This window comes from Nostoc spongiaeforme FACHB-130 (assembly GCF_014698475.1).
Taxonomy (GTDB): Bacteria; Cyanobacteriota; Cyanobacteriia; order Cyanobacteriales; family Nostocaceae; genus Nostoc_B; species Nostoc_B spongiaeforme.
The window spans coordinates 74427-98072 of record NZ_JACJTB010000020.1 but is presented as its reverse complement, the minus strand read 5'-3'; the positions used below and the strand labels follow the sequence as shown (position 1 = coordinate 98072).

The 23646-nt window shown below is 42.0% G+C and carries 21 protein-coding genes; 9 read left to right on the top strand and 12 right to left on the bottom strand.

Annotated elements, in window-relative coordinates:
* Nucleotides 1–50: 50 nt before the first annotated feature.
* Together H6G74_RS16200 and H6G74_RS16195 are read right to left on the bottom strand one after the other, a co-directional pair.
* On the bottom strand, nt 51–896 hold the full coding sequence (locus tag H6G74_RS16200) for a metal ABC transporter permease (RefSeq protein WP_190968640.1): 846 nt from the start codon (nt 894–896) through the stop codon (nt 51–53).
* Nucleotides 897–972: 76 nt separating this feature from the next.
* On the bottom strand, nt 973–1797 hold the full coding sequence (locus H6G74_RS16195) for a metal ABC transporter ATP-binding protein (protein ID WP_190968639.1): 825 nt from the start codon (nt 1795–1797) through the stop codon (nt 973–975).
* 89 nt (nt 1798–1886) lie between these two features.
* On the opposite strand from H6G74_RS16195, the gene H6G74_RS16190 reads away from it, so the two are divergent.
* Entirely contained in the window at nt 1887–2936 is a 1050-nt protein-coding gene (locus H6G74_RS16190; protein ID WP_190968638.1) for a metal ABC transporter substrate-binding protein, read from the top strand.
* A gap of 134 nt (nt 2937–3070) precedes the next feature.
* Nucleotides 3071–3430, top strand: a complete 360-nt coding sequence (locus tag H6G74_RS16185; RefSeq protein WP_190968637.1) for a hypothetical protein — start codon at nt 3071–3073, stop codon at nt 3428–3430.
* A 232-nt stretch (nt 3431–3662) separates the two neighbouring features.
* Here H6G74_RS16185 and H6G74_RS16180 read toward each other — a convergent pair whose 3' ends face one another.
* The 3 genes from H6G74_RS16180 to H6G74_RS16170 all read right to left on the bottom strand — a co-directional run bounded on the left by H6G74_RS16180 (nt 3663) and on the right by H6G74_RS16170 (nt 8739).
* On the bottom strand, nt 3663–3827 hold the full coding sequence (locus H6G74_RS16180; protein ID WP_190968636.1) for a hypothetical protein: 165 nt from the start codon (nt 3825–3827) through the stop codon (nt 3663–3665).
* A gap of 191 nt (nt 3828–4018) precedes the next feature.
* Nucleotides 4019–7207, bottom strand: a complete 3189-nt coding sequence (locus H6G74_RS16175) for an efflux RND transporter permease subunit (RefSeq protein ID WP_190968635.1) — start codon at nt 7205–7207, stop codon at nt 4019–4021.
* Nucleotides 7208–7317: 110 nt separating this feature from the next.
* Nucleotides 7318–8739, bottom strand: coding sequence for an efflux RND transporter periplasmic adaptor subunit (locus H6G74_RS16170; protein WP_190968634.1), 1422 nt, complete (start codon nt 8737–8739; stop codon nt 7318–7320).
* 304 nt (nt 8740–9043) lie between these two features.
* Here H6G74_RS16170 and H6G74_RS16165 point away from each other — a divergent pair, with 304 nt between their 5' ends.
* Nucleotides 9044–9790, top strand: coding sequence for a DUF561 domain-containing protein (locus tag H6G74_RS16165; protein ID WP_190968633.1), 747 nt, complete (start codon nt 9044–9046; stop codon nt 9788–9790).
* 70 nt (nt 9791–9860) lie between these two features.
* On the opposite strand, the gene H6G74_RS16160 is transcribed toward H6G74_RS16165, so the two are convergent.
* Nucleotides 9861–11009, bottom strand: a complete 1149-nt coding sequence (locus tag H6G74_RS16160) for a DegT/DnrJ/EryC1/StrS family aminotransferase (protein WP_190968632.1) — start codon at nt 11007–11009, stop codon at nt 9861–9863.
* 331 nt (nt 11010–11340) lie between these two features.
* Here H6G74_RS16160 and H6G74_RS16155 point away from each other — a divergent pair, with 331 nt between their 5' ends.
* The gene (locus H6G74_RS16155; protein ID WP_190968631.1) at nt 11341–12117 is read left to right on the top strand and encodes an ABC transporter permease; all 777 of its coding nucleotides are present in this window, start codon (nt 11341–11343) and stop codon (nt 12115–12117) included.
* 282 nt (nt 12118–12399) lie between these two features.
* Here H6G74_RS16155 and H6G74_RS16150 read toward each other — a convergent pair whose 3' ends face one another.
* Nucleotides 12400–14574, bottom strand: a complete 2175-nt coding sequence (locus H6G74_RS16150; RefSeq protein ID WP_190968630.1) for a sensor histidine kinase — start codon at nt 14572–14574, stop codon at nt 12400–12402.
* Between the two features lie 167 nt (nt 14575–14741).
* On the opposite strand from H6G74_RS16150, the gene H6G74_RS16145 reads away from it, so the two are divergent.
* Nucleotides 14742–15329, top strand: a complete 588-nt coding sequence (locus H6G74_RS16145) for a Uma2 family endonuclease (RefSeq protein ID WP_190968629.1) — start codon at nt 14742–14744, stop codon at nt 15327–15329.
* Nucleotides 15330–15391: 62 nt separating this feature from the next.
* Complete coding sequence (locus tag H6G74_RS16140; RefSeq protein WP_190968628.1) at nt 15392–17236, top strand: tetratricopeptide repeat protein; 1845 nt, start codon at nt 15392–15394, stop codon at nt 17234–17236.
* A 107-nt stretch (nt 17237–17343) separates the two neighbouring features.
* Here the strand turns inward: H6G74_RS16140 and H6G74_RS16135 are convergent, their stop codons facing one another.
* A complete protein-coding gene (locus H6G74_RS16135) occupies nt 17344–18090 on the bottom strand; it encodes an isoprenyl transferase (RefSeq protein ID WP_190968627.1) in 747 nt (248 codons plus the stop codon).
* 28 nt (nt 18091–18118) lie between these two features.
* Entirely contained in the window at nt 18119–19051 is a 933-nt protein-coding gene (locus tag H6G74_RS16130) for a ferritin-like domain-containing protein (RefSeq protein WP_190968626.1), read from the bottom strand.
* A gap of 120 nt (nt 19052–19171) precedes the next feature.
* Between H6G74_RS16130 and H6G74_RS16125 the strand changes: the two genes are divergently transcribed.
* Nucleotides 19172–19327, top strand: a complete 156-nt coding sequence (locus tag H6G74_RS16125) for a hypothetical protein (RefSeq protein ID WP_190968625.1) — start codon at nt 19172–19174, stop codon at nt 19325–19327.
* Nucleotides 19328–19455: 128 nt separating this feature from the next.
* Here the strand turns inward: H6G74_RS16125 and H6G74_RS16120 are convergent, their stop codons facing one another.
* Nucleotides 19456–20112, bottom strand: coding sequence for an NAD(P)H-binding protein (locus tag H6G74_RS16120; protein WP_190968624.1), 657 nt, complete (start codon nt 20110–20112; stop codon nt 19456–19458).
* Between the two features lie 171 nt (nt 20113–20283).
* Here H6G74_RS16120 and H6G74_RS16115 point away from each other — a divergent pair, with 171 nt between their 5' ends.
* Entirely contained in the window at nt 20284–20964 is a 681-nt protein-coding gene (locus H6G74_RS16115; RefSeq protein ID WP_190968623.1) for a DUF1997 domain-containing protein, read from the top strand.
* A gap of 76 nt (nt 20965–21040) precedes the next feature.
* Here the strand turns inward: H6G74_RS16115 and H6G74_RS16110 are convergent, their stop codons facing one another.
* Nucleotides 21041–21511: a DUF4079 domain-containing protein gene (locus H6G74_RS16110; protein WP_190968622.1), complete on the bottom strand. Its 471-nt coding sequence runs from the start codon at nt 21509–21511 to the stop codon at nt 21041–21043.
* Nucleotides 21512–21719: 208 nt separating this feature from the next.
* Here H6G74_RS16110 and H6G74_RS16105 point away from each other — a divergent pair, with 208 nt between their 5' ends.
* Nucleotides 21720–22997, top strand: a complete 1278-nt coding sequence (locus H6G74_RS16105) for an ankyrin repeat domain-containing protein (protein ID WP_190968621.1) — start codon at nt 21720–21722, stop codon at nt 22995–22997.
* 330 nt (nt 22998–23327) lie between these two features.
* Here the strand turns inward: H6G74_RS16105 and H6G74_RS16100 are convergent, their stop codons facing one another.
* Nucleotides 23328–23558, bottom strand: a complete 231-nt coding sequence (locus tag H6G74_RS16100; protein WP_242051245.1) for a hypothetical protein — start codon at nt 23556–23558, stop codon at nt 23328–23330.
* Nucleotides 23559–23646: the final 88 nt, after the last annotated feature.

The following is a 23646-nucleotide window of genomic DNA, read 5'->3' as shown; positions in this document are numbered from 1 at the left end:
AGAGGAGTCAGAAGACAGAATTAAGAATTCAGAATTGGCTTTAAAAAAATTTACTTGCGATTCACACTTGGTATCAACACCCCATGTTTTGGACTAAATAATAACGCCAAAATAAATAATCCTGATACTACCAAAACAATCGCCGGGCCGGAAGGCAAATTATAAAAGTAACTGAGATACATTCCGCTAATACTGGAAAATACTCCAATTACCGCGCCTAAAATCATGACTTCGTGTAAGCGTTTGACTAATAAATAAGCTGTCGCCCCAGGAGTAATTAACAGCGATAAAACTAAAATTACGCCGACGGCTTTCATACTGGCGACAATTGTTAAAGCAATGAGTAACATTAATCCAAAGTTGAGGCGATTGACTGGTAAGCCGGCGGCGTGAGCGCCTAAAGGGTCAAAGGTGTAAAATAAAAGTTCTTTGTAGATTAAAATTACGACTACTAAAACAATGGTAGCGATGATGGCTGTGTCTCGCACTTCATCAACGGTAACGCCGAGAATGTTGCCAAATAAAAAGTGATTCAGGTCGATTTTATTATCTTTTTGAACAACTGTAATTAAAGTGATACCAAGAGCGAAGAATGCAGAAAAAACTATGCCCATTGCAGCATCTTCTTTAATTGGCGATCGCGTCCTAATCCAGGCGATCGCCATTGTACTCAAAACCCCGGCGATAAATGCGCCAACAAAGATATTTGCGCCTAACATAAAAGCGATGGCTAATCCTGGTAACACAGAATGACTGATAGCATCACCTAAGAGTGCGAGTCGTTGCACCATTAAGTAACTACCCACAACTGCACACAACAAACCAACTAAAATAGCAATCACTAGCGATCGCTGCATAAAGCCGTATTGTAACGGCTCGATTAGTGCTTCTAGCATAAAGATTTAAACGAACCGCAAAGGGCGCATAGACACGAAGTGGCTTCCCGAAGGGTAGGACGCTAAGAAAAAGATTTTAAGCTGCGTCGGAGAAGTACATAACTTTCCCGCCGTAAGCCAGATGTAGGTTTTGTTCGGTGAGGACTTGTTGTCTAGAACCTGTGGCGACTAATTCACGGTTGAGTAAAATCAAGTCATCAAAATGGGTGATGGATTCGCCTAAGTCGTGGTTCACGACTAGGACGATTTTATTTTCGGCGGCGAGTTCTTGGAAGACTTCAAAAATTACGGCTTGGGTTTTTTGATCAATCCCTACCAATGGTTCGTCAAAACAGAAGATATCTGCTTGTTGTGTCAAGGCGCGGGCTAAAAAGACTCGTTGTTGTTGTCCTCCTGATAATTGTCCTATGGGGCGATCGCGGAATTCACTCATCCCGACTCTTTCTAGGGCGCTATTTGCTATTTGACGACTCACTCCCGAAAAGCTACGCAACCAGCCAGTTTTCTTGACTCTTCCCATCATCACCACATCCCAAACTGTGGCGGGATAAGTCCAATCAATTTGGCTGCGTTGGGGGACATAAGCCACTTTTGACTTTTGCTGCACCAATGGTTGGTTTTGGTACTTTACCACACCAATACTAACAGGAACCAAGCCCAACATTGCTTTCATCAGCGTACTTTTGCCCGCACCATTCGGGCCAAAAATCCCTGTTAATCTTCCTGGTTGAATCACACAATTAATATCCCTCAAGGCTTCTTGAGTCCGGTAATGTACTCCCAAGTGGGCGATAGAAATTGCATCTGTGGAATTCATATCAATAGCTTTGATATACGATGCAGAATGTTCACCAATCTTTTGGGTATGTCCCAAGTTGGCGTAAAAAGAAACGTTTTCCATAAGGGTATTTTCATATTTATTACTTGAGCTTACTACAAAAATGAGAAAAATATGAAAAAATCTATAATAAGCAGTAATGTCACAGATAAATGAGTGTAATACCTGAGATAGAGGGCGTTTTCGTCCAACAAAAGCCAACCATCCCTAGAAGGAAACCAGAATTTTTTAGCTTGGTTTCGCGGCTGTGTCTGGGAATGCTTTTACCGTTGGCTTTGTTTAGTTGTAGTCAAAACAACACCAACTCCACAACTACCAAAGGTAGTGATAAACCGAGGGTTGTGGCTACTAGCACCATCATTGCAGACTTAACCCAAGAAGTTGGCGGCGACGAAATTCAACTCAAAGGAATCCTCAAACCCGGTGCTGATCCCCATGTTTATGAACCAGTCCCCGCCGATAGTCGATTTTTAGAAGAAGCCAATTTAATTTTGTATAACGGCTATAACTTAGAACCAGGATTAATTAAGTTAATGAATGCGGCTGGAAAAGGAAAGAAGGTAGCCGTAGGGGAAATAGTCAAACCCTTGGAGTTAGATAAAGGTAAAGGTGAAATTGTACCAGACCCCCATGTTTGGGGAAGTGCGGAAAATGCGGCCGCGATGGTAAATGTGATTCGAGATGCGTTGATTGAGTTATCGCCAGCAGATAAAGCAGAATTTACTCAAAACGCAGCCGAATTAACCGATGAATTAAAACAACTGCATACCTGGATAAATCAACAAATTCAAACCATTCCGCCCGATAAACGCAAACTAATTACAACCCATGATGCTTTTCAATATTATGGACGTGCATATAGTATTGCGATCGCCGGAACTTTAATTGGCATCAGCACCGAAGAACAACCAAGCGCCCAAACTGTACAAAGATTAGTAGAATCAGTGAAAAAAACAGGTGTACCCGCAATTTTTGCCGAAACTACTATTAATCCCACCTTAATCAAAACCGTAGCTCAAGAAGCAGGCGTGCAACTAGCGCCTCAACAACTTTATTCTGATTCCATTGGTGCTAAAGGTAGCAATGGCGAAACATACATCAAAATGATGGAGGCAAATACCCGCGCTATTGTTGAAGCTTTGGGAGGTAAATATACACCCTTTCAACTAACTAAAAAGACAGAAACCAAACCGCAAAAATAAATATTGCCTACTCCCTACTCCCTAATATCTACCTTTTAATTTCATCAGAAACTCTCTCTGAAGAAGGACAGCATCATGGCTTTAATTTTATAAATTGAGTTAGTGAATACATAGTTTTAATTTGTGAACTAGCCATGACTGAAGAATTAGAAAATCAAAATAATCAACCCGAAAATAATCAAGCCGAAATTGAACAGCCCGTCAGCAAAGATTGGCATTCACGCGAAGAACCCACCGCCAAAGAAAGAAACTTAACTGCAAATCCTGGAGATAGAATCTCAGATCAACCTCAATCTATCGAGGAAAAAGCAAAACAGGTTGCTGTCGATTCACCAGATATTACAGGCGATCATATTAAAGTTCCCACCTATTTTATTGTGGAAGAACCCAACGGTGAGAAAAAAGCACTGCACCATGTCAAAGATGCGGAAGAAATTTCCGACGTGATTCGTCAAGCCAGAGTTGACGAAAATGGTAATCGAATTTGGTGGTAATAATTGACGCTGCTAACTTGATAGAGACTAAAAATTGAGAGGCTTAGATCCCCCACTTCTTGAAGAAGTCGGGGATCTTGTTATTCACAAATGATTTAGGACTGCGATAGTTTTAAACTGCGTGAGAGTCTGGCTGTTTACGCCATTGGCGTTTTTTCATAAAGTACGATCGCCCCGTTTGTAGGTTGGGTGGAACGAAGCGGAACCTAACAAATGCTATAGCAATCCTAAATCATTTGTGAAATTCTCTTTCTTTTCCTTCTTCTCCTTCTTTGTGTCCTTTGCGTCCTTTGCGGTTCGTTAAAAAGAATACTTTTTCACAACCCAGTACTATCGTCTCGTTTGTAGCCTCTTCTGTAGGTTGGGTGGAGCGACAGCGTAACCCAACAAATGCCATGAAGAAAACCACAAAACTTTCAACTATCAAAATATCTCAATTCCAAGATAAAATTCACTCCACAATGATTTTACCTGTCGCAATATTTTCTCAAAATCTCATAATTTGGTGTTGGGTTATGGCGCAATATAGACTTGCTGTGTTGTTGCCAATATCTGTTGTGCGCCTCCACCCAACCTACTCACTAAGTTTTACACTGCATGAGAATCTGATTGTTTGCGCCACTGGCGTTTTTTCATAAAGCTTTGCCAAGATTCCATGTATGTATAAAACACAGGTGTTAAATACAGCGTTAAAAATTGGGAAAACAGCAATCCCCCAACGACTGCTAAACCAAGGGGACGGCGTGTATCTCCACCTGCACCCAACCCCAGGGCGATGGGTAAAGTTCCCATCAAAGCGGCCATTGTGGTCATCATAATGGGGCGAAACCTGACGACACAAGCCTCATAGATGGCATCGTAGGGAGTTTTACCGCTTTGCCTAGCTTCTATGGCAAAGTCAACCATCATAATGCCGTTTTTCTTCACAATCCCAATTAGCAAGATAATGCCGACAAAGGCGTAAATATTCAAGTCAACTTGGAATAGCAACAAGGTTAACAATGCGCCAAATCCGGCTGATGGCAAACTCGAAAGAATAGTCAAAGGGTGAATAAAGTTCTCATAGAGAATTCCCAACACAATATAAATTACTAAAATTGCCACCAATAGCAATAATCCCAACCCTTGCAAGGAAGACTGAAAGGCTTGTGCAGAACCTTGGAAACCTGTTGTAATGCTGGCGGGTAATGTTTGACGGGCAATTTGTTCAATTTTCTCAGTGACGCTACCAAGGGATACTCCGGGTTTGAGATTAAAGGAAATAGTTACAGACGCTAACTGTCCTGAGTGGTTGATAGTCAAAGGCCCTACACCTTTCGAGATGCTGGCGACTGCATTTAAGGGTACTAGTTGTCCAGTCGGAGAGTGAATTGATAGCAGTTCTAAAGCACTGGGATCTCCCTGATATTTGGGTTCGACTCCCATAATCACTTGATATTGGCTATCTGAAGCGTAGATTGTGGAAACTTGTCGTGTACCGTAGGCATTACTCAGGGCTGTTTCGATTTGTTCGGCAGTTAGCCCCATAGATGCAGCTTGATCACGGTTGATATCAACTTGGACTTGGGGGTTTTTGATTTGCAAATCACTGTTGACATCTTGTAAATCAGGTAGTCCCCGGAGTTTGTCTTCTAAAGTCGGCGCATACTGATATAACTCTTGAATATTCGGACTTTGTAAGCTGAATTGATACTGAGCTTTGCTTTGTTGTCCGCCAATATTAATCGCTGGTGGGTTTTGCAAAAAAACCTTCATTCCAGGGATGCGTGACAGCTTGGGGCGTAGTTCTTGGACAATTTCATCGGCACTCAATTTACGTTCTTCGCGGGGTTTGAGACTAATAAATAAGCGCCCAGTATTACTAGAAGAATTTGCCCCTCCTGCACCGACGCTGGAGTTAATCGCCCTGATATTTGGGTCACGATCTGCGATCGCTGCAACTGCCTGTTGATGTTTTACCATTTCATCAAAGGAGATATCCTCGGCGGCTTGGGTAGAGGCGGTGATTTGTCCCACATCCGCAGTCGGAATAAAGCCTTTCGGCACAATCATAAATAAATAAACTGTGGCAACTACGATTGCCCCAGAGATAAACATAGTCGTGCGATGATATTTGAGCGATCGCTTTAAACTCCACTCATAGCCACCCAAGATGACATCGAAAAATTTTTCGGAAGTGTTATAAAGTCCCCGGTTAAATCGTTGAATTTTGCCTTTGAAACCTTTTTTCACTGGTTCTGTTTCGTCTTCTTGCTGGTGATGGGGTGGAAGCAAGAATCGAGAACACAGCATTGGTGTCAAACTCAGAGAAATTATTCCCGATACCAAAATCGCCACGCTAATAGTCACAGCAAACTCGCGGAATAATCGCCCTAAAATCCCGCCCATAAACAACACGGGAATAAACACGGCGACTAAGGAAATGGTCATAGAGAGAATGGTAAAACCTATTTCTCGTGAGCCATTCAACGCAGCCTGCAAGCGACTTTCACCCATTTCTATGTGGCGGACGATATTTTCTAGCATCACTACCGCATCATCCACCACAAAACCGACGGAAAGAGTCAACGCCATTAGTGAAAGGTTATCGAGGGAGAAGCCCAACAGTAGCATCACGCCAAAGGTGGCAACCAAGGATAAAGGTACTGCCAAACTGGGAATAATTGTGGCTCGTAGGTTGCGAAGAAATAGGAAAATTACTAACACAACCAAACCAATAGTCAATAACAGCGTAAACTGGACATCATCAACTGATTCGCGGATAGCTTGGGAGCGATCGTAGAGAATTTCCATATTCACGGCTGCGGGGATTTGTTCGCGGAATTTCGGCAGCAGTTTTTTAATCGCTTCCACGACTTCGACGGTATTAGTTCCCGGTTGCTTTTGAATCGCTAAAACAATCGCCCGTACACCAGAATTAGATTTTTGCTTCGCCTTTTCTGTCTTAGTAAAATACCAACTCGCCACTTTGTCATTTTCTACACTATCTAAGACTTGGGCAATTTCTCCGAGTTGGACTGGCGCACCGCCTTGGTAACTGACAATTAAAGAACGATAGGCAGCCGCATCATTAAGTTGACCGTTAGCTTGAATTGTATAATTTTGCTCTTGACCGTAAAGTGTCCCCGTAGGAATGTTGGCATTCCCTTTGCTAATAGCATCGGCAACTTCATCAACGCCTATACCTTTGGCACTGAGAGATTCGGGATCAAGCAAAACTCTCACCGCATACTTTTGGGAACCGTAGACTTGCACCTGTGCTACCCCGTTCACCATTGATAAACGTTGTGCCAGTTGTGTCTCTGCATATTTGTCTACGGTGGACAGGGGAAGAACAGCAGAATTCAACGATATGTAGAGGATGGGCTGATCGGCCGGGTTCACCTTGCGATAGGATGGGGGGCTGGGCATATCCGCAGGTAATTGCCGCGTGGCTTTGGCGATCGCAGCTTGCACATCTTGGGCTGCCCCATCGATATCTCGACTTAAATCAAATTGCAGGGTAATCTGACTACTGCCCAAGGAACTAGTAGAGTTCATCGAACTCAACCCAGCAATACTCGAAAATTGGGCTTCTAGGGGTGTTGCCACCGATGCCGCCATTGTCTCTGGATTCGCCCCAGGCAAGTTAGCACTCACCTGAATTGTGGGAAAATCCACATTTGGCAAGTCACTTACAGGCAACATTCGGTAACTCATCAGCCCGAAAATCAAAACGCCAATCATTACCAAAGTCGTCATGATTGGGCGACGAATAAATAACTCGGAAATATTCATAGATTTTCCTATTTTTTATAGCCAAGAGCAGGTGATTAGGACATTTTGAGAGCCTGAGTATCAGGAAAAGTAATATTTTTAAGGAGCGCAAAAAAATAAAATTATCCAATTTACTTAGATAATATTTCTCTTTCCCCCTGCTCCCTGCTCCCTGCTCCCTTGCCTCCTCCTAACCCCTGCTTAACCTGCACTGCTGCCCCAGGTACAAGGTTGAATTGCCCATCGATGACTACTTGCTCACCTGGTTTGATGCCTTGGGCGATCGCAGTTTCATTATTGACTGCATCTCCCACAACTACCGGACGCATTTCTACTGTTTTGTCTGGTTTGACAACATACACAAATTGCTGTTGCTGTCCGGCTTGGATGGCTTTGGTTGGTACAGTCACAGCATTGGGTATTTCAGATAATTTCAGAACAACGTTGACAAATTGCCCTGGTAACAATCGCTCGTCATCATTGCTAAATGTGCCTTTGAGTTGAATTGTGCCAGTTTGAGTATTTACGCCACTGTCAACAAAAGTTAAATAGCCATGTACAGGATTTCCTGAATCTTTGGGGGGAATGACATCAACTTCTAATTTGCGGTTGCTGGTGTACTTTTTCAAGTCTGGCAACATTCGCTGGGGAATCGAGAAGTTAACATAAATTGGGCGAATCTGGCTGATGGTAATTAAGGGATCTGTGGAATTAGCAGTAACTAAATTACCTTGATTTAACTTGAGACTGCCCGTGCGTCCGGTAATTGGCGAATAAATAGAACTATAAGAAAGCTGGACTTTAGCATTATCAATTGCGGCTTCGTCTGCGACTACTGCGGCTTGGACATTTTTTACATCTGCTTGGGCGGCGACTACTGCGGCTTGGGCGTTAGCTACTGCATCTTGGTCTGCTTTGACTGTTGCTGTTTGAGCAATGGCACTGGTTTGGTATTGTTCAGACTGCTCTTTACTAATCGCGCCCTGTTCTAGCAACCCGGTATAGCGTTTTGCCTGGACATTGGCATTATTTGCCTGGGCTAAATCTTTGAGGACTGTAGCTTTGGCTTGGTTAACTTGAGCGATCGCTTTGTTAACATTAGCCTCAGACTGCTTGACTAATGCCTCATCTTTGGATTTCGCCGCCATCGCTTGCATCAGGGCTGCTTGCTGGGGACGGGAATCGATCTGAAACAGCAAATCTCCCTTTTTGACGTTCTGTCCTTGGCGGAAATACACTCCTGTTAACTGTCCTCCAATCTGTGACTTGACAGATACAGTAGAATATGCTTCTACGGTACCTGTAGCCTTGATGAAAATTGGGATTGTTTTTTGAGTAGCAGTGGCCACCATAACAGGAACAGGTCGTTTTTTACCGGAATCTTTTCCTGTTGATTGAGCTTCGGAAGCTCGACCACAAGCCGAACACAAATAAGCCAAACTTAATATTAGTAACCATAACTGTCTGGTGGGCAGCCAGTTGCGATCGCTCAAACTCTTGGGTAAAATTTCCAACACAGGATTTGTAATCAAGACAGAAGCTAAACGGCTCATATTCACACAGAGTGGCTGGTGTTTTCCGCAAAAATGTTTAGTTTATTAGTTAAGCTCTATGTTAGTTTATCTAAAGATTAGAATGCTAACAATTTATCCTAAGTAATAGCCTGCTAGTAAGTATTGAAATTTTCCAGACATTTGGAAAGTGTATACAGATAGAATTTCTCTCCCCTGCACCCTTAAACCCTTGCCCCCCAATCTCAACATTTAAAATTCTGTCTTGAACCGCTGACTACCCCCTAGCCGCAAACGCTCAGTAGTGTAAAAATATTCCTACCTTCGTAGCTCCAAAAAACGAACTATGACCATAAATTCTGCACTACAACGTGCATTTACCAACCGCAGCGTTCTGAAAGTTATTAGTGGTTTGCATAACTTTGACCGCGATCGCGTGGCTGCTATTATTAAAGCTGCTGAAATTGGTGGTGCGACCTTTGTTGATATCGCTGCTGATCCAGCAATAGTAGCAATGGCCAAAAGCTTGATTAATTTACCAGTGTGTGTATCAGCCGTTGAACCAGAAAAATTTGTGCAAGCTGTGGCGGCTGGCGCAGACTTAATTGAAATTGGAAATTTTGACTCTTTCTACGCGCAAGGACGCAGATTTGAAGCTGAGGAAGTTTTAGCCTTGACTCAGCAAACCCGCGCACTTTTACCAGAAATCACCTTATCTGTGACAGTTCCTCACATTCTGGAACTAGATCAGCAAGTACAACTGGCAGAAGAACTCGTTAAAGCTGGTGCTGACATCATCCAAACCGAAGGCGGAACCAGCAGCCAACCTGCTCACTCCGGCACTTTGGGATTAATTGAAAAAGCTGCGCCTACTTTAGCCGCAGCTTATGAAATTTCTCGCGCTGTATCCGTACCAGTGTTGTGCGCTTCCGGCATTTCTAACGTTACTGCACCTTTAGCGATCTCAGCTGGTGCGGCTGGTGTTGGTGTTGGTTCTGCCATCAACCAACTCAACAGCGAAGTAGCGATGATTGCTGCTGTACGTGGTTTAGTAGAAGCATTAGAGACTGCTAACAACCGTGCAGTTGTCTAAGGAGTAGGGAGTAGTGAGTGGGGAGTAGGGAGTAGGAAATTTTTACCCGATTCCCGATTCCCCACTCCCCTTAAACCAAACAATCCTTCAGCGCATAAATCACCTGATCTTGCTGCTGGGTTGTCAGTTCTGGGAACATTGGCAAAGATAAAACCTCATGACAGGTTTGTTCAACTACTGGTAATTGTCCTGGTTGATAGCCTAAATGTTGATACACTGGCTGCAAATGCAGTGGGTAAGGGTAGTAAACCATTGAATTTACACCCCGTTCTTGCAATTGATTTTTTACCCAATCTCGACGAGAAGCACTAGCACCATTGCGTGATTCACTGATTACGCGAATGGTAAACTGATTCCAGACACTCTCGCCGCCAGGAAGTTCTTCTGGTACGACAATTCCAGAAATTTGACTGAGGTACTGTTGGTAATAAGATGCGATCGCTTGCCGTTTTTGATTCCAATTATCGAGATAACGCAGTTTAATTTGCAGAATTGCAGCTTGGATGGCATCTAAACGACTATTTACCCCAACTTCCTCGTAATAATAGCGATTTCTTTGCCCATGTTCTTTAATTACCCGCATCTTCGCAGCTAATTCGAGATCATTGGTTGTAATTGCTCCACCATCACCACAACCGCCGAGATTCTTGGTGGGGTAAAAACTAAAGCAGCCAATATGCCCAATGCTACCAACTTTTTGATTTTCCCAAACTGCACCTGTAGATTGAGCGCAATCTTCAATCACAGCTAAATTGTGCTTGTGTGCGATCGCCATTAATTCTGTCATATCCACAGGCTGTCCGAATAAATGCACCGGGATAATTGCCTTGGTTTTGGGTGTAACCACCGCAGCGATTTGTCGCAAATCTAAGTTATATGTATTAATGTCTATATCTACAAAAACAGGCTTGGCTCCCACCGCACTGATGACTTCAGCTGTCGCAATAAAGGTAAACGGTGTAGTAATCACCTCATCGCCTGCACCAATTTCTAAAGCTCGCAGGGCTAAGTAGAGCGCATCAGTTCCAGAGTTACAAGCTATACAATTAGTAACACCATGATAGGCTGCAAATTTTTGCTCAAAGCTTTCAATGATCGGGCCACCAATATAACGTCCAGATGCTAAAACTTCTAGCACTGCTGCACTTACTTCTGCTTCGATAGTGACGTATTGCTGCTTGATATCAAAAGCAGGAACAGAATTTACGCTTTGGAACATGAGTTTTTATGTGATTTGAAAATACAAAGGATGCAATTCGACAGTCGAGTTTAGCTGCTTGACTTTTTGTCAAAAAGCTGATTAGTAGACTGTCGCCCCGGATACGCATCAAAAAGGGTTATTACTGAAAATTATTGTATGGGTAAAAATATCATACTAATTTGTAACTCGTAATTTGTAATTTGTAATTAGTCCACTCTGATAAAGTGTCAATACACAAGACTTGCAAGCACTCATTTTATGAGATACAGCAATCCTCAATGATTCACCAACACCTCTCCCTTGTCTACCTTGTCCCCCTTATTTAGCACTTTCCCCGGAGGTAAAAAACTTGCAGGAGTTCATCAAACTAGATTTAGCCGATTTAGCCTTTGCTGTGGGGTTAATGGCGATCGCTATTGGTTTATCTGCCTGGGAAAAATTAGGATTAGAGTTAAACTGGGCAATTGCTACTGGCAGAACCATCTTACAGCTGCTGGTATTGGGATATGTTTTAGACTTTATCTTTGCTGTCAATAATCCTTGGGCAGTTTTGGTGATTTTAACAATTATCCTGACAATTACCGCCATTGTCGCCCGCAATCGCATCAGCCAGAAAATTCCCCTCGTCTTACCTGTGGTTTGGGGAGCGATTTTCATTAGTACCGCTTTCACGCTTTTTTACACTTACTTATTAATTTTGCAACCAGACAGATGGTTTGAAGCCCGCTATATAATTCCTCTAGCGGGAATCATCATTGGTAATGGGATGAATGCAGCTGCGATCGCAGGTGAACGTCTGGTTAGTACCATCAATAATTCCTCTGGGGAAATCGAAACCCACTTGAGTTTAGGCGCAACTCCCCAACAAGCCATAAATCAATACCGAAAAGAAGCCATTCGTGCTGCATTGCTTCCCACTATTAATCAAATGATGCTGATTGGGATGGCGACACTTCCCAGCATCACCGCCGGACAGTTATTAGGTGGAGTCAACCCTTTAGATGCAGTTTCTTATGAAATTTTGATTGTGTTTATGGTTGCAGTAGCTAATTTGCTGACAACAATTTTAGTTACCAAGGGATTGTATCGTCAGTTTTTTAATTCGGCAGCACAGTTAATTAGGTAATATAGGAATCCGCTTTGATTGTTGAAATTATCTGTAAAGGCTGGGAGTGAGGAGTAGGAAATAGGGAGTAGAAAAGTACATTTTCTTCATCTTACTGGTGTTGCCAAATTATACCAATTTGAAAAAATAATGCGGTAGATACACAGTCTCAAATCCCTGTGATATTGCAATATTCAATGTTTTATAAACATCCTCTCCCTTGTCTACCCTATCTCCCTTGTCTTTGTTGTTCACATATTAACTAGGAATGCTACATAAGGCGTTAATTTTGAATTGGCATTACTACTTCTCAGGTTGAGTAATGGGAATTTCAATCACAAATTTCGTACCCTCTCCAGGGGTGGAATCGCAGAACATCTGACCGCGATGCTTTTCTGTGACAATCTGATAGCTGATGGATAAACCCAAGCCTGTACCTTTGCCAATGGGTTTGGTAGTGAAGAAAGGGTCAAAAATGCGAGATTTTACAGTTGCAGGGATACCTAAGCCATTATCGGCGATCGCAATTTGTACCTGATGATTAGCCGTCACCCGCGTAGAAATGCAAATTATCGGGGCTTGTGTTTCGGTGTTCGTCTGTTGTCTGGCTGATTCTTCTACAGCATCAATAGCATTCGCCAGTAAATTCATAAACACTTGATTGAGTAGCCCAGCATAACACTCAACTAAAGGCAACTGATCGTAATTTTTCACTACTTCAATTGCGGGAAACTCTGGATTACCCTTGAGGCGATGTTGCAAAATCAGCAGAGTATTTTCGATACCTTCGTGAATGTCAACAGCTTTAAATTCAGATTCATCCAGGCGAGAGAAATTGCGTAAAGATAAAACAATTTGCCGAATCCGGTCAGTACCAACTTTCATGGATTGCAGTAGCTTCGGCAAGTCTTCATTGAGAAACTCCAGATCCACCTCATCCAAAGTTTCTTGCAGCGTTGCAGGTGGATGAGAACAATGTGCTTGATATGCCTGAATTAATTTCAGCAAATCTTGAGTGTAACTATCAATATGGGCAATATTGCCATGAATAAAATTCACAGGGTTGTTAATTTCGTGGGCAACTCCCGCCACTAGTTGTCCTAGACTTGACATTTTTTCAGTCTGAATTAATTGAGACTGAGTTTGTTGCAAATCCTGAAGCACTAGAAATAATTCCTCTGTCCGACTTTGTACTCGCATTTCTAGTTCTTCATTGCTTTTTTCCAAAAGTGCAAAAGATTCATGCAATTGACTAGCCATGCTAGTAAAAGAAGTTGCCAACACACCCAATTCATTTGTCAAATTAATATCAAGATTAAGATTAAAATTTCCTTCGGAAACCTGATTAGTCGCTACTACTAATTTATTTAAGGGTCTGGTAACTTTCTGATACAAAACAAAGAATAATAAAACAATTTCTAGTATGAGGGAAATTAATCCCACTATCAGCACAAAATTAGCATTATTAGCTGCAATTTTTGATAATAGTGATTTAGGATAGACAGTTACAAAATACCAATCTGGGCCATTTAATTTGGTGACTGCCAGATATTCATTGTCATGGTAATTATCAATTACTGCTGCCTGTGATGGCAGATTGGCGCTGGCATGAAAAATTCGTTGTAAATGTGCATCACTAGCATTCAAAATGTTGAAATGTCCCAACTTTTTTTGAATTTGCGGCAGATAATTAGGATGCACAATCAAACGTCCATCGCCGCGAAAAATCAGATTATACGTCCCATGTAGATGGTCGTTGATAGTGCGTGTCATCAATTCGTTGAGAATAATGTCATGCCCAATGGTGGCAATGTGATTGCCAGAGCGATCGTCTACTGGTGTCTCCACAGAAACATACCACTGTTTTGTAACAACATCAAAATAAAGCCCTGTCCATACAGTTTTTCTGGCAGGATTATGTTTTTTGTCAGCAACATAGAAATACTCTTCATTTGGTAGGAATAAATCTGCTTTTGCTTCTATACCCCAAGGCACATTCGGCCAGTAAGCGACTATCAAGTTTTCGCTGGACATAATATAACTATCAACAAAACGATTCCTCCAGGCTAGCCCATAACTGTTTACTAATTCATAAAAGACTAGTACTCGCCTTTGGATTTCTGCCGTATTTGGGACTTGTTTACCGATAAAAACTGAGGGATACTGCTCAGTATCAAACTCTTTAACAGGTCGGTTTTCAAGAAAATTACGTCTTGTGCCATCAGACCATAAGTAAAATAACTTATTAAATTCCTCCCGTGAACTTTGATTCTTTACCTGCTCTAGTCGTTTTAGTAATGCTTTTTTTAATATCTGATGGTTATCTTGTGCTAATTGAAATAAATTTTCTTCTCGCTGTCCTCGTTCCAAAACATACTTTTGTAATTGTTCGCGGGTTTGAAATTCCAGTGTGGACATCAAATGCAGGTAACTAAGTCCGGCTGAAACAATCACAACAGCTAAAATTCTGATTGCCATACTCAGGAGTATGTCATGAGTCAGTGAGCGAGAAAATAACTCTTTGACCGATTTCTTTGTTAATCTAACCATCATTAGTCACCAAACAGTTATGTTTAGGATTCCCAAATATCACGGGATATATCCAAATTTAGTAATATTCAGGCAGATATAGAAATTCGGGTTGATTGCCGAAATCTGAGATAAAATTAACCGCAGATAAACGCGGATGGAATTGCGGTTATTTCACAAATTTAGAGGATGTTTTAAAAGTCTTGTTGTTGGTATATCTCATCCCAAAAACAGTGTTCGTAAAACCGTTGGCAAGTGAATCAGCTTACTCACCAGATATCCTATTATTAAATCAGCCAAATTTAGTTAATGAACCACTGTGGAAAAAGAAATCTACTGTGAGTCAAGCAGCTTCTATTCCTTTAGTAGTTGAAGTAGTCAGCACGGCAGTTGCTTCAAGCCGGGAAACCCGTCCAACGCACTGCCTCACAAATTGGCGTGATGATTATCACAAAAAATTTGCTGACTATGAAGAAATGGGAATTCCTGAATACTGGATTTTAGATTATGCGGCGTTGGGTGGCAGAGAATATATTGGTAAACCCAAGCAACCAACAATTTTAGTTTGCTGCTTAGAAGATGGTGAGTATCAAATTAACAAGTTCCGCCAAGGCGATCGCATTCAATCCCCAACTTTCCCTGATTTGAATTTAACAGTTGAGCAGATTTTCCTAGCAGGAGGGACAATATCTGCTGAATCTTGAAGTTCTGACTTCTGCGCCTCACATTAGAATAGGAATTAATGTAAAGTTATCCCAGAGCTAAAGTGTCAGACTCTCTGCCATTGCGCGATCGCTACCTCGCTTTAATTGATGAAATTGTCCAACTCACCCTCCAGGGCAAAGTTAGTTCTGTGGAGATGGTGTACCAGATGTTGCAAAAAGGTATAACATCGGGGACAGGGGAAATATTTGAGTTAGCATTGAGCGATCGCTCGACTATCATCCAAAATCAGGTGGATAGCGAACAGGATGAACTCAAAAAAGCCAAAGCCAACCGCAGCCTGAGAGCCATTAAAACAATTCAAAATCAATGGCAACGCTACGCCGAACAAAACAAAGCCATAGAAGCGATCGCCACAGCAGTGCGAGAAATTACCACAGCCTTCACCGATGAACGCCTCGCTACGTTGTTGCGTTTTACAGATCCCAATCAAAAACACCCACTCAATTCATCCCAATTACAGCAGTTAGCCAAAGGTTTACAGCAATTTGCTCAATTAGATCCTGATATTGACCAAATATCACAAGGTATCACCCGTGGTTTAGCTTCTTGGCAAAGACTCCAAGATCATTTGATTAGTTGGATGTACGAACAAAATCGAGACTTGGGATTTGGCGGCGTACCAGGAGAAAACGGCCCTTGGGCAACTTGGGCAAAGAAAGTTAACAGTGAGTTTCCCTATGGATTCTTTCGGACTTTAGCTTTAGAACAATCGGCAATTGAATTTGCCGAACAACAAAGCAATGTTACCCTGGGTGACTGGGTAGAATTAGCGTTGATATTACAGTATTTGCAACGTGGTTTAGTTAACTGGTTTGACCAACAACCATATAATGTGCAAGCAGGCTCAAAATTATCAATTTCGACTTATTTGACCTTTGCGGTGGTTTGGAGTCAGTTAGCCAGTGGTTTTGGTAATACGGCGGCGAGATTGGGTAATGCAGGTTCGCAAATGATGTTGCAAATTCTGCGAAACTTTGCCCAACGTCCTTATTTTCCCCTTTATGGCGGAATATTTGCTTCCTTTTCGGGGAGTTCTTTAAGAAACGCCTTAGATTATTTAGATGAACCGTTGCGCCAAGTCGAAGGAACCCAAGAAAAAGCCAGGATTTTGACACTTTTGGGTTATTCGCAACGGGCTTTAGGACAATATCAGCGTTCGATTAACTTTCACCTGCAAGCATTAGAGATATCCAGAAATGCAGGCGATCGCCCCTGCGAAATTGCCAACCTCAACCACCTCAGCCGGACTTATGTACAAGAAAAAGATTATGGCGAGGCAATTAATTATAGCCAACGCGCCTTAATTTTGAGTCGGCAAGCAGGCGATCGCACAGGTGAAGCCAACGCCTTGGTAAATCTCGGTTACAGCGAAGTTATGCAGGCACAACAACTAGAACAAGTTGAACCCGAAACTTATGAGATGCCAATTAATTATTTAGAACAAGGTTTAAAGTTATTAGAAAGATTAGGCGATATCCAAAGTAAAGCTTTGTGTTTAAGTAGTTTAGGCATTGCTTATCTAGTAATTGATCAACCCCAAACCGCAATTAAGTATTTAGAAGATGGTTTTAAAACAGCTCAAACTGCGGGAGACTTGTATCTACAAGGGCGGAATTTAGCATACTTAGCCGAGGCTTATTATCAATTACAGAATGCCGAAAAAGCCATTTACACTGGCAGTTTAGGTATGTATCTTTTAGAACAGATTGCTTCTAGTGAATGGAAACAACCAGCAGGCTTATTAACAATTTTGCAAGGACAAATCGGCCAAGAAGCATTCCAAAATCTGTTACAACAACACCGCCCTAAAATCATGGCAATCATTGGCGTGGATGGTTATGATCATATCCCTGCATTATTAACGACATATCAACAAGATATGTAATAGCTCATTCTACTATAGGACTCCTATTTGATTTGGGAAAAAAATCATACACCATTCCCTACTCCCTGCCTAAACTACTGCCTTCTGCTTCATGCTATACTTTGGTGTTAAGCTGAACAGACAGTTTTAATTTGACCGAAACGGCGATCGCGTTTTTGGTAACTTAACAAAGCTTGATGAAATGCTTCGCGGTCAAAATCCGGCCAGAAAACATCAGTAAAGTACATTTCTGTATAGGCCATTTGCCACAACAAAAAATTACTTAACCGCATTTCTGCACTAGTCCGAATTAGTAAATCTGGGGCTGGTGTAGCTGCGGTGTAGAGATATTGTTCTACAAGGTTTTCATTAATTGCGTCTAAACTGATTTCACCTTGCTGCACCAATTGGGCTATGTGGTGACAGGCTTGAGTAATTTCGTTACGGCTACCATAATTCACTGCCACATTAAAATGAATTGCTTGATTATTCCATGTTTCTGTCATTGAACGTTGCATTTCGGCTTGCAGAGATAAAGGCAAAACTGATAAATCACCAATAAAAGAAATTCTCACCCCTTCTTGCTGCATTGGCGCTAACTCGTTGCGTATAAAGCGTTCAAATAAAAGCATCAGAAAATTTACTTCTTCAATGGGACGTTGCCAATTTTCTGTAGAGAATGCGTAGACTGTGAGAACTTTGATCCCCCAATCTTTACAGCAGCGTAAGAGTTGTTTGAGGGTTCTTGCGCCTTGGCGATGTCCAGCTATGCGTGGTAGTCCGCGACTAGTCGCCCATCTACCATTCCCATCCATAATTACAGCTATGTGTTGAGGGATTGTTTGGGGGTTGAGGTCTAAAGGTAGGGAGTTCATGATGGTTTTGCTAAATAAAAGGAGAGTTTTAAGATGCCAATATGTTTTGTAAATACTCTGGAGTCAGGCTGTTGTGCCACTTCCAGAGACGGTGCATCGTATAGGTGAAGGTGAACAGTAGGGTGGCTTTGTTGGTGGGTGTCCAGGCGTTCCAGTTGAGTGTATTCATCATGCGGCGTAGAGTACGCATCAAGTTATTACGTTCGTAGTTTTGCGAACGGGTTTTGATGAGGGTTGTGGTGATGCGGATGAGTCCTGTATCGGGAAAAGTCCAGACTCCAAAGCCCCAAAATTTGGTCATGTGGTTGATTTCATCCTTGGCGAGTTCTTCCAGCACATCTTGGAGTGCGCCTGTTGTGTGCGCCATTAGCCACAAGTAAAGACAAGTTGCACCATATTCTGTAGCGACGCGGTGTAAGCCGTGGCGATATAAATCTTCGTGCGGATCATCTGTAGGGATATAGCCTCTAACAATGCGGTGTTTGGGGGTGATTTTTTCGCCGGTTAATTGGGTGTAAATTTTCATTAACGCTGGTGTATGTTGGCGTTCTTCTTTTTCCCACAAGCCAATTTCTTGCAGTTCACCAGCTTCATTGACTGTTCCACCTACAAACTGCCCCATCTGGGGATGTAATTTCTCTAAATATTGACGACTGGTTTGGGTGTAACCGCGAATTGGTGCTTCTGTATCCATTGCACCTATCAAAACGGATAAGAATACATCTGGTTTGATCCCAATAATTTGACTATGGTTAATAGCTTGCCAGTCAATTGGCTTCCAAGGACGCGGTTGGGGATGAGTAAATTGTTTTGGTAAATCTTCTAAGCGTTCCTGTAGCTGTTTGTCCGCTACATAGTTATCTATCAGTGAACAAAGACGCTGCTGTATTTGCCAATAGTTAGGCACAGTATAGCTTTTGCCAGGCAAATCTGCTGCTAATGGGCTGGTAGTATGAACCATATTGTGATGTTTTCAACTCTACGCCCAATAGCCTAAGCGATCGCACTTTATTTTGTCAGTCGGCTAAAGTCGGGTTAAAAGTCGGACGGCTGAGTAATGAGTAATGAGTAGTCTCACATCTTGCACCTAGCCCCAGCGAATGGAATTCGCGGCTATACAAACGAAGTCCGCCTACGCGGACTGACGAGAAATCAAGGGTTTGGAACCCGCGTAGGCGGGTTTTGCCTGTGTAGCCGCGACTTCAGTCGCCTGGTGCAAGATATGAGTAATGAGTAATGAGTAAATAGGAATTACACAAAATTATGAAAAAATCTACCGCAAAGTTCTCAGTGCGTTACGGCTTACGCCTAACACACCCTACTGGACTCATAACTCATCACTACTCATAACTCATCACTTCTATGTCAGCATTGCTGAAACAACTCCCCAAATGTTTTTATACTCGCATCTGGTTTAGCAATAATCTCTACAATCTTATTGCGGGCGGCTGGTTCAAAGAGTGCTGCAACCGAAACTTGGGCAACTTTTTGGCGCGGAATACTACCATCGAATAATGTATCTGCACTCTGCATCACGATAGCATCAGTATTATCTTCGTTTTTTAAACCGCCAGGTCGCACAATTGTATAGGTAAGACCACTTTTTTGAATGTATTCCTCGGCTTGCTTTTTCCAAACTAAAATTAACCAAAACAAATTTAAAGGATGGAATAGCAGAGATGTACACAAGGAAGACACTAAAACAAAATGCTCAATTCCCTTGGCTTTAGCAGCATCCACTAAATTTTTTGTACCTTCAAAATCTACTTTATATGGCCCAGTCGGATCAAAACTTGGTTTTGCGCCAGTCGCACACAGCAACACAGTACTGTCTCCTAAAGCAGCCGCGAGACTATCTGCTTGCAACACATCACCAACCACTAACTCCACATCAGGAGGTAAAATTGCTTTAGCTGTCTGGATATCCCGTACAAATGCCCGTACAGAAATGTTACGCGCTACTAACTCTTGGACAATGCGGCGACCTGTTTCACCTGTAGCCCCAGCAACAAACGCTTTCATAAAACAATACCTTAAAAAACTAGTATGTGATTTATCCGTATTTTAGTAATTTCATAAAGTTTATGACAGAATGTTAAAGTTTCAGCCAAAATAGAATTTTGCCTACGAAATCACCCAAGTCACCAGGGAATCATAAACCTAGCCAAACGCCATCTCAGAGGGGAATGCTTGATGCTTTCAACAAACGGCGAATATCACTCCTTAGATATAAAAGAAACTGTTTTACCTGTAGAAGCCAACCTAGTAGAAACTGATCATGTAGTTTCTGATACAAATTTTGACCATCAAACCCGATTTTGTGGTTGCTACAGCGATTATATGGAGATGTATGCTCCAGTAGATCAAGTTGCGGAATATCTCAATGCTCATTCGTCGTGGTTTACACGTTGTGCTGAACCAATGAAGGTACAGCCACTAGGAGAAAATGGCTACGCTTTAATTATTGGTCGTTTCGGCTCTTTTGGTTATGAAGTGGAGCCGAAAGTTGGTTTAGAACTTTTACCACCAGAAGAAGGAATATATCGTATTCGGACGATACCCATTCCTGATTATCAAGCACCCGGTTACGATGTAGATTATCGAGCATCAATGCAATTAAAAGAGTATCCCAGTGATGATGCGGCGATTTCCAGTACGGTGACACGGGTTGAATGGGATTTAGATTTAAAGGTTTATCTTCACTTTCCCAGATTTATCCAACGATTGCCCCAGTCCCTCATCCAATCTACAGGCGATCGCTTACTAAATCAAATTGTTCGCCAAGTCTCTCGTCGCTTAACCCGCAAAGTTCAAGAAGACTTTCATCAGTCTTTGGGCATACCTTTTCTTGCTAATTCTAAAAAGAAGCGTTGAATCAACTAAAGTTTGAAGTATGAATTATGAAGTCTGAAAAAATAATTTTAGACTTCATAATTCATTTGACTATTAACTAAGCATTACTCAAAATTCTTTGTACAATCTGCACGCCAGTAATAGCCTGCCAAGTAAATAGACCTAAAATCGCAAAATTTAACAAGATGTGCGTGATTCTTGCCCAATTTGCGCCTTTTTTCATAAAAGGAGATAGGGAAGCAGAAAAAGCTACTAAACTAGTCATTCCTAGCCCCGCCAGCAAGTGCGGCCCCACAAATAACTTGCCGTTATTAATATAGGTAACAGCCATCCCACCAACTGCACCAGCTACCATCAAAGCTAAGATGATAGACCCCATTTGGTAGTGTTTGTCATTAAATTTGCCTTTAATCAGTTCTTTCTTTTCTTCACCTTGAGCGTTTCTGGTACGCTGTACTTGCAATCCCAAATAAGCAGCATAAAGTGAAAGCGCCAAAAGCACCCACATGATTAGCGGGTGGAAAAAGTTAAGCCAGTATTTCACCACGGGAGACAGTTCCAGACTCATTGTGTTCTCGCTCAATTCTTAAATCTTAATAAAAATTAGCACAAGTCTAAGGGTAATTCGTAATTCGGAGTTCGTAATTTGTAATTAATTAGGCGTGATGGGTTGCGTTGACTCAGCACTCAATACTTTCCTCAGACAGCCCTATTGCAAAAGTACTTAAAGAATTTCAAACTATAGATGATAAAACCGCCTGGGCAGGATTTGATTCATGACGGAAAACAACGATGTCTTGCTGCTGAAGGCTGCAAAAATTGGAGATATCAAGCGGCTGAGTGAGATTTTAGCGGCTGGTGTCAATGTAGATGCGTGCGATCGCGATGGGACGACGGCGTTAATGTATGCTGCTAATTTAGGCTACACCGAAATTGTGCGATCGCTTTTAGATGCCGGGGCAAATATCAACTTACCAAGAAAACGCTATGGTTTAACGGCGTTGATGTTGGCTGCAAGTAATAAACAAGTAGATATTGTGCAGCTTTTAATATCCAGGGGTGCTGATGTTAATGCTATCAACGAAGATGGCAGCACCGCCTTAATGGCAGCAGCACTCAAAGGTTATATAGAAGTAGTCCAAATATTACTTGCGGCTGGTGCAAAGGTAAATCTTGCCGATAAAGATGATGATACTGCTTTGAAATTGGCAGTCAAACAAAGAAACCCCACAATTGTACAAGCTTTATCACAAAATGGCGCAGATGTAAATCTTCAAGATGAAGATGGCGAAACACTCTTGATGATTGCGGCGGACTTGGGAAATTTAGAAATTGTCCAAGCATTGTTAGCGGCTGGTGCAGATGTTAACTTACAAAACAGCGATGGGGGTACAGCATTATTAGCGGCGGCGGCGGCTGGTAATAGTGCGATCGCTTCTGCTTTACTAGATAAAGATGCCCAAGTTAATCTGCAAGACAAAGACGGTGAAACAGCATTACATATTGCCGTTGTCGAAGGACATCTTGACGTAGTGCAAGTGTTACTCAGTCGCGGTGCAAATGTCCAACTGAGAAATAACTTAGGCGACACACCCATATTAGTCTCTGTATTGCAAGGACACAGCGAAATTCTCGAAGCATTGCTGCGTTCTGGCGCAAACTCCTATGGAGAATTAGAAATTCCTTTAATAAGTGCCATATCCTTGGGACATAGCAAAACAGTCCAAGTATTATTAGACTATGGCGCTAATCCCAATACTTTAGGCAATGATAGCCAAACAGCATTACTCAAAACTGCTAAACGCAATGACATAGAAATCATTCAACTGTTAGTAGCCAAAGGCGCAAATGTCAATTTTCAAGACATAGCCGGAGCCACAGCATTAATGTGGGCTGCCTCTGGAGGCTACACTGAAACTGTGCAGATATTACTCCAAGCTGGTGCAAACCCCAATTTAAAAAATCGTGGTGGTTATACAGCTTTGATGCTGGCAGAATTTAATGGCTATCAAGATATCGTCAAACTTTTGCAAACCGCCGGCGCACAGGAGTAATTTTGTGTCTGGTGAATCCCTATCATGAATCACCAAATGAAATATTTGTAGCGATAGTGAAACCTAACAAGGTTTGGATGATGTTGAGTTACGGCACAATACATATTTTCCGTTTTGCTATCAATATCTCTTGTGTACCTGCAATGATCCCGATTCTACAGTGCGATCGCACTTCTGTTTCACTACAATCAGCGTATAAATACATACGCTGATAACTCGGAACCGACTGCAAAACACCACAATTCCACCTCAGAACCAGAATATTCTTATTTAAAATCACATCCCTGCGCCTGTGCGCGAGATAAAATCATGAAATTTAATTGTCATTTTCTAATCTTCGAGTAATTGCTTCAATTCATCTAGATTCTGAGCAATGAGTATAGAACGTTGAATTGCCTTGAGTTCTTCAATATCAGATATTTGAGAGATTTTTGACATGAAATTCAATCCTTCATTGCCAAATTTGACTTCTAGAGTTAATTCAATGCTAGATAGCCTATCTTCTCGCTGTCCACGTTGAAAGATTTCTTCATACCAAGGCGAAGAGCGTAATACTGTCATATCCCACCTCATAATTTGTTGGACTAAGGCACTATCTAATACAAACGTAGCAAAAAACGCCAAGACAGTTTCGAGTTGATTTAATAAT

Excerpts from the sequence above, each read along its gene's own strand:
- H6G74_RS16170 (WP_190968634.1), bottom strand. The coding sequence starts at position 8,739 with ATGAGCCGTTTAGCTTCTGTCTTGATTACAAATCCTGTGTTGGAAATT.
- H6G74_RS16160 (WP_190968632.1), bottom strand. The coding sequence starts at position 11,009 with ATGTTCCAAAGCGTAAATTCTGTTCCTGCTTTTGATATCAAGCAGCAA.
- H6G74_RS16120 (WP_190968624.1), bottom strand. The coding sequence starts at position 20,112 with ATGAAAGCGTTTGTTGCTGGGGCTACAGGTGAAACAGGTCGCCGCATT.
- H6G74_RS16200 (WP_190968640.1), bottom strand. The coding sequence starts at position 896 with ATGCTAGAAGCACTAATCGAGCCGTTACAATACGGCTTTATGCAGCGA.
- H6G74_RS16150 (WP_190968630.1), bottom strand. The coding sequence starts at position 14,574 with ATGGCAATCAGAATTTTAGCTGTTGTGATTGTTTCAGCCGGACTTAGT.
- H6G74_RS16110 (WP_190968622.1), bottom strand. The coding sequence starts at position 21,511 with ATGAGTCTGGAACTGTCTCCCGTGGTGAAATACTGGCTTAACTTTTTC.
- H6G74_RS16135 (WP_190968627.1), bottom strand. The coding sequence starts at position 18,090 with ATGAACTCCCTACCTTTAGACCTCAACCCCCAAACAATCCCTCAACAC.
- H6G74_RS16180 (WP_190968636.1), bottom strand. The coding sequence starts at position 3,827 with ATGGCATTTGTTGGGTTACGCTGTCGCTCCACCCAACCTACAGAAGAG.
- H6G74_RS16175 (WP_190968635.1), bottom strand. The coding sequence starts at position 7,207 with ATGAATATTTCCGAGTTATTTATTCGTCGCCCAATCATGACGACTTTG.
- H6G74_RS16190 (WP_190968638.1), top strand. The coding sequence starts at position 1,887 with ATGAGTGTAATACCTGAGATAGAGGGCGTTTTCGTCCAACAAAAGCCA.
- H6G74_RS16115 (WP_190968623.1), top strand. The coding sequence starts at position 20,284 with ATGCTTTCAACAAACGGCGAATATCACTCCTTAGATATAAAAGAAACT.
- H6G74_RS16185 (WP_190968637.1), top strand. The coding sequence starts at position 3,071 with ATGACTGAAGAATTAGAAAATCAAAATAATCAACCCGAAAATAATCAA.
- H6G74_RS16100 (WP_242051245.1), bottom strand. The coding sequence starts at position 23,558 with ATGACAGTATTACGCTCTTCGCCTTGGTATGAAGAAATCTTTCAACGT.
- H6G74_RS16165 (WP_190968633.1), top strand. The coding sequence starts at position 9,044 with ATGACCATAAATTCTGCACTACAACGTGCATTTACCAACCGCAGCGTT.
- H6G74_RS16195 (WP_190968639.1), bottom strand. The coding sequence starts at position 1,797 with ATGGAAAACGTTTCTTTTTACGCCAACTTGGGACATACCCAAAAGATT.
- H6G74_RS16130 (WP_190968626.1), bottom strand. The coding sequence starts at position 19,051 with ATGGTTCATACTACCAGCCCATTAGCAGCAGATTTGCCTGGCAAAAGC.
- H6G74_RS16105 (WP_190968621.1), top strand. The coding sequence starts at position 21,720 with ATGACGGAAAACAACGATGTCTTGCTGCTGAAGGCTGCAAAAATTGGA.